Below are 5,361 nucleotides of genomic sequence, written 5' to 3' on the forward strand. Positions count from 1 at the left end.
CCAGTAGACCAACTCTACTTTCTCTATTCGGGAGTAGGCGGCGGCGAAGCGGTCGCCGGGCAGTAAGCCCCAACCTTCATCTAAGGAAATAAGAAAGTCGTTTTGCTGCAATCTCTCCCAGGCTTCCTCCGGAGAGATTAGCTCGGCTTCTTCCGGCAACGCCTCCATGGGATGGGCCAGATGCACAAACCATACGGCACCATCGGGCCCCAGCTGTACGGAAACGTTCGATATATGGCCAGGAGAATTACAGGTGGCAACCGGTTGACCTTCGTAAAGCAGGGGGAACTTTACATAGGTGTAGGAATCGTTGTCGGCCCCAGGCAATACTTGGCCTGCTCCCACTTGGCCGGGTAAATTGGGCAGGCGTCGTACTACGTCGGTAGCCAAGGCTAAGGCTTTTTCCGGCGGCAGCTTTTCTTCTGCCTTTCTTTGCCCTTTAAGCAGCCCTGGTCCGCGATACATCCAGCCGCCGTCCCAACTGGTGGCCGATAAGGTTTGACCGTCGCCCACGATCTCATCATCTTCCCAGTTATTCGGATTCAAGCCGAAATGGGCGGCAATAATAGGCAGTTCTGCTTCAGATACTGACCGGTCCCGTTCCCGCAGCAGAGACAGCGTTTTTTTATGTGGCGGCAATTGAGTTTCCAGGAGGAAATTGCCGCTATTTTCGTTGGTATACGGCGGTAGCAAGGAAACCCAAGCGGTAAAATCAGCCGTACTTTCACCAACAACGTGCTGCCCGCGAAAGATAGCCACCGGTATCAGGTAAGGAGCGTCGTCCAACGGGTAAACCAATTGATAACCCTGCTCAGCTTCAGTTACTACAGCCCTCCCTTGCTCAAAGGGCCGATAATCGGCAACTTCAAAGCTGCCCTCACCTCTGGCCAAAGCGTCCAGCGCCTGCTCAAAATCGGCCAGGGGCAATTCTATCTCCTTGCCTTCCTCGGGCCAGATATAAGATACAGATAGCAACTGCCCGTCAGAGCTTACCATGGCACTAATCTCCGGTCCTCTACCCATAATGGGTTTTCCCTCGGGCCCACTTATCGGACGGATAGTTACTTCCCAGCCGGTACTGAACCCGTCATCGCTCGGCTGAACCTGCACTTGTAAATTCTTTTCTAAGGGAAAGAGCCCCGCTTGCTGCAACCAGCGGCTAACAGCATGTTCCGCGCTGCTTTCATCTATTTTATCTGTTGTAATAAGCTGCTGATCAGTTTCTAGAAGCCAATTACTCGGACCTAGCCATACATACAAGCGGCCGTTGTCAGCTTCTATAAAAGTCGGCCCCAGTGCAGGTGACGGTTCTTCTCCTAACCGCTTCGGGTTTTTTAGCCCCAAATTGGTAGCCAATTCCAGAACCTCGTTCATGGTCCAGGAACTATCAGTATACTTTAGAGCCGTAGCCTTATCAGGTAAAGACGGAAGTTCACCTTGAACCATAAACTCCACCTGGCGTACTTGATCTAGTCCGGCAGAAGATAGGAAACCACTGCTGCCGCCGGGGCTGGCTTGAACTGTGGGCACCAGGAACGGCCCAATAGACGGTGTGTTGGGATCCGGTTCAGGTGCCAAGCTAAACCTAGCCAGGACCAGCGCCAACAGCAAGCCTGCTGCCAAAGCACCTACCCTAAACCATGGTCTTCTGTTCGCTCTCGGCCTTGGCCGCCGTTTTGGGGTTGGGGGCATTTTAGAATACATGCCTTGTTTTAAGCGCTCCTTGAATTCCTCGTCCGGGTTTACCGGCGGCAGCTTCCGCAATTCTTCCCCTATGGTTTTTTCCAGTTGGATGAATTCCGCTTCCCAATTATTGTTTTTCAAGGCAGTTCATCCTTTCGCGCATGTTCTGCAGTCCTCGAAACGCCAGCTGCTTGACTGCGCCTTCTGATCGGCCCACGATCTGGGCCACTTCTTTTATGCTCAAGTCTTGAATATAGCGAAGAACCAATACCTGCTGCTGGGCATCAGGCAGAGTCTGTAGTACTTGCTGCAAAGAAAGCTGCTCAGGCAAGAGTTCAAGACTCACATCCCAGTCAGCCTCAGGCACATTTTCCGAGTGTGGTATTTCTCGGTTTCTCGATTTTAGCCGTGTTTGGATAAGATTGCCCGCTATTTTGTACAGCCAGCAGCCCAAAGAAAAACCGCGGTCCTCGTACCCGGGTAAACTCTCAATTGCCTGCAGAAACGTCTGGGCCACTACATCTTCGGCCTCGTGCTTGTTCCCCGTTCGGTAATAAACAAAGCGGTAAATTTTGGGTAAGTAGTACTCATAAAGGTCGCCGAAAGCATCCGGATCAGCTTTGGCGTCCGCCACTAAAGAGCTTTCTTGGTCCCGTGTAAGAGCCGGCACATGGTTTCACCCTTTCCCCGAAAACACCCTTCATATGTATTAACTGTTTACCCTGGGCCAAAGTTACGCTCCTGGACAAAAAAACACCCAACTATCGTTAGGCCAGAAAATACCGGGCGGCCACAGAGGGCCGCCCCTAGAAAGATGGTGGCCGCACACACTATAGCGGCCAAGATCCCTACTTGATTAGGGCTTGTTGTTGGAGCAAAAGGTCAGCCAGGGCGGCGGTATCACCCCAGCCGAAACCGGGGAGAGTTTCTGACAAACCAGCCCTCTTGGCCGCTTCCACATCACCGGCGACAGCAATTATGTTCTCCGGCCAAGGTGATATTTTTTCCGATACACCGTCGCGGTAAACCAATACTTTCGGAAAGGGCCCGGTTTTATACCCTTCCACCAAGATAACATCCGCGTCGGGAAACCAGTCCTTTACCCTCTCGGCTGCTTCTTGGGCCGTAACGTGGTAGAACACCGCCGCTTGCCCGCTACTGATAAAAGCAGCGCTGTTGGCCCCGGCCAAACGATAACGCCAACTGTCTTTTCCTTCTTTATCCAAATCCACCAGGGCGTGGCTATGTTTAGCCGCCGCCACCTTTAGTCCCCGACCGGCCAGCTCGGCAATGAGCTCTACCAAGAGAGTAGTCTTCCCCGAGCCGGATGTGCCGACAAAGCTTATGGGGGATGGTGCTCTGAAGGCAGCCGCTGGGATCTTGCGCTTATGTTCTTCGGTACCGGTCTCAGCCAGCTTGAGCAGCGAAGCCTCACCGCTGAGGGTGTCCAGATAAAGCAGGCGCTCCCGCAACGGCTCGCCTATACCGGTAAGGAGCTTAACTGCCTCCTGCACTTGCAGCGCTGCCACTAACGCCGGTGTAGCCGCCGGATTACCCGTTTCTACTTCTATGCCTCGCTCGCGGCCGCCTGGTTCACCATAGATTTGTCGCAAGCCGGAGTCGCCGGGGAACACAGTCATTACCTGACCCAAAAACCCAGCAATGGCTCCGTGAACTAAAGGAATACCCAGCTCACCCGCCACTTGCTCCAATACAAACCGGCTGGGAAGACTATCCAGGGCGTCCACTGCCAGGTGCGCCCCCTGAAGTATGGCCCGTGCATTCTCGTATTCTAACCGCTGTTGGAAACAGCACACGTCCACAGCAGAGTTAATAGCTCGAACCCGCTCATAAGCGGCCATGACTTTGGGCTTCCCCACATCGGCCTCAGAACACAAGAGCTGACGGTTAAGATTGCTGTCCTCAAATACATCGTCGTCCACTAAGATGAGCGTTCCCACCCCCATGCGGGCCAGGAGTTCAACAATCAAGCCTCCTAGTCCACCGCAGCCGATTACCGCCACTGTGGCTTTAAGTAGGCTAAGCTGTCCTTTGATCCCGATGGTGCCTATGTTGCGCAGATACCGCCGTGGGACAATACCGGCCTCTAAAGCGGCCCGCTGCAAATCAGCCCGCTTGAGGCCTAGCTGAGCCGCCACCTTTGCTTCCGCTGCCAGGGGCAAAGTAGGGACTTCTTCCTTACCTACCTGAGCGAGAATAATATGTTTGGCTAAAACTGCAGCGTAATTTGGATAATTTGGCATAAATTACCATCCTTTTATACTCTATGATGCTAAATGAAGTAGTAAACATGGGCATACTAAAGCTAAGATCAGGCAAAAAGCCATCTCGCTTAGTTATGTTCGCTGATTTAAGACAAAAACCTGCTTGCCAAACTGTAAACCACTGGTAAGGAAGAAACCGCTCCCTCTTCCTGAAATTTTGCAGTAAGTAAAACACCCTTTCGGACAGACTAAGGTCAGGAGGTGGCACAAAGATGGCAAGAGGAAGTTGGAACAAGCGTCCGCATGTGGTGCCGGAAGCGCACCAGGTAATGGACAATATGAAATACGAAATTGCCGCTGAACTGGGTATCCCTGTTTATCAAGGTTCGGAAGACTATTGGGGCAATATAGCTTCCCGCGACTGTGGCGCTGTGGGTGGACACATGGTGCGGCGCATGATTCAAATGGCCCAACAATCACTGCTCACTCAAGGATAACTTAAGCTACCAATTTAACCTAAAATTAGAGAAGGCCGGCGTTTTAGCTTGGCCTTCTTCTCCCGGATTAAACGGGACAGGCGGGCACATTTTCTTTTATGTCTTGGCGTGCCTTTCCTGTCCCGTCTTCGGTTAGTCTTAAGGTTACTTTAGAAAGGAGCACGCCGGTGCAATTCTTAATGCTGGGCTTGGCCGCTGTGGCCGGACTGGCCATGGCGGTCCAAGGTTCACTCAATGCCGCTTTAAATAAGGTCATCGGCTTGTTCCCCGCCACCTTAGTAGTTCATATCATTGGCACTGTCCTTACTGCGGCGGCGGTTGTGTTTGGCCTTGGCCACGCCAACTGGGCCAAAATTGCAACTGTTCCTTGGTATGCTTATTTAGGGGGTGTACTTAACGTACTCATTATCGCCGGCGTAGCCGCGGTGATTCCCCGCTTAGGCGTGGCCAGCGCCACCACGGCCATTATTGTGGGACAAGTCCTTACTGCCCTGTGTATCGATCACTTGGGCTGTTTCGGGCTGGACAAAGTACCGTTTACCTGGACCAAGCTGTTGGGACTCGCGCTGTTGGCCGCCGGTGCTTGGCTCTTATTATACGTGAAAAAGTAACGTCTCATAAGCCAAGTTCCTTCTTAACTTGTTCCCAACATTTTACTCGTTCTAGGACTATATCTTGTTCTGCCTTACTAATTGCAAGAAGCTCTTCTTCAGCAAGGGGTTCATCGACGTCTTCCGGAGTATTATCAAGAAAATTTTGCCAGGATCCTTAGTTTGACTAAGTGCTTCCACTCTGCCAAATTCCTTACTTTTGATCAAGGATCTTGCTCTTCTCCTATTTTTCTTTCTTCCCCTGCACTAACCGGCCTAGCATAGTTTTGCCAGTGGAAAAGGCGATGGATAAGAAGCTTTTTTGGTGGCTTAAGATGTCATCCAGGGCATTCACCACATAATCTA

Annotated in this window: 5 protein-coding genes; 2 read left to right on the forward strand and 3 right to left on the reverse strand. The window is 52.0% G+C overall.

Annotated features, from left to right (window positions below):
* From GX016_02565 to mobB, 3 genes are all read right to left on the reverse strand, one after another.
* The coding region (locus GX016_02565) for a hypothetical protein (protein HHT70448.1) at window positions 1-1,824 on the reverse strand (1,824 nt) is incomplete at its 3' end.
* Complete coding sequence (locus tag GX016_02570; protein ID HHT70449.1) at window positions 1,811-2,353, reverse strand: RNA polymerase sigma factor; 543 nt, start codon at window positions 2,351-2,353, stop codon at window positions 1,811-1,813. The genes GX016_02565 and GX016_02570, both read right to left, overlap by 14 nt.
* A gap of 178 nt (window positions 2,354-2,531) precedes the next feature.
* A complete protein-coding gene (gene mobB, locus GX016_02575) occupies window positions 2,532-3,947 on the reverse strand; it encodes a molybdopterin-guanine dinucleotide biosynthesis protein B (protein ID HHT70450.1) in 1,416 nt (471 codons plus the stop codon).
* Window positions 3,948-4,180: 233 nt separating this feature from the next.
* On the opposite strand from mobB, the gene GX016_02580 reads away from it, so the two are divergent.
* Entirely contained in the window at window positions 4,181-4,405 is a 225-nt protein-coding gene (locus GX016_02580; GenBank protein HHT70451.1) for an alpha/beta-type small acid-soluble spore protein, read from the forward strand.
* Window positions 4,406-4,503: 98 nt separating this feature from the next.
* The gene (locus GX016_02585) at window positions 4,504-5,016 is read left to right on the forward strand and encodes a DMT family transporter (protein ID HHT70452.1); all 513 of its coding nucleotides are present in this window, start codon (window positions 4,504-4,506) and stop codon (window positions 5,014-5,016) included.
* Window positions 5,017-5,361: the final 345 nt, after the last annotated feature.

It is taken from the genome of Bacillota bacterium (genome assembly GCA_012837285.1).
Taxonomy (GTDB): domain Bacteria; phylum Bacillota; class DTU030; order DUMP01; family DUMP01; genus DUNI01.

Coding starts and splice junctions, on each gene's coding strand:
- mobB (HHT70450.1), bottom strand. CDS start 3,947: ATGCCAAATTATCCAAATTACGCTGCAGTTTTAGCCAAACATATTATT.
- GX016_02585 (HHT70452.1), top strand. CDS start 4,504: ATGTCTTGGCGTGCCTTTCCTGTCCCGTCTTCGGTTAGTCTTAAGGTT.
- GX016_02580 (HHT70451.1), top strand. CDS start 4,181: ATGGCAAGAGGAAGTTGGAACAAGCGTCCGCATGTGGTGCCGGAAGCG.